This window comes from Cupriavidus sp. SIMBA_020 (assembly GCF_046535395.1).
In the GTDB taxonomy this organism is placed as follows: Bacteria; Pseudomonadota; Gammaproteobacteria; order Burkholderiales; family Burkholderiaceae; genus Cupriavidus; species Cupriavidus campinensis.
Genome location: NZ_JAWRWU010000128.1, coordinates 1 through 382 on the forward strand (window position 1 = coordinate 1; position 382 = coordinate 382).

A 382-nucleotide genomic window follows, 5' to 3' on the forward strand; every position below is an offset into this window, starting at 1 on the left:
GCCGAAGCCCGCCTTGGCGACGTCGAGCAGCGAGAGAAAACGCGGCGCGAGCACGCCGCACAGCAGCCCGAGCGCGACGAACAGCAGCACCTCGATGCCCGTCACGGGCGGAAACACCGGCATCTCGTACGGCGGCTTGTAGCCCGCGAACTCGCGCATGGTGATGTTGGCGACCACGGAAGAAACCACGATCGGCCCGAAGCTCTCCATCGCGATCGTGCCGAGCACGATTTCGGAGAGGAAGAACGCGCCGGCGATCGGCGCGTTGTATGCGGACGTGATGCCGGCCGCCGCGCCGCAGGCGACCAGCAGGCGCAGGCGCGGCGGGTCGAAGTGCACGAAGCGGCCGACCAGCGACGCGGCGAGCGCGGCGAGCTGCACC

1 protein-coding gene is annotated in these 382 nt (G+C 69.9%); it reads right to left on the reverse strand.

The annotated features are described in order from the left end of the window. On the reverse strand, nt 1-382 hold a 382-nt coding region (locus SB751_RS28470; protein ID WP_410748848.1), incomplete at both ends, for a chloride channel protein.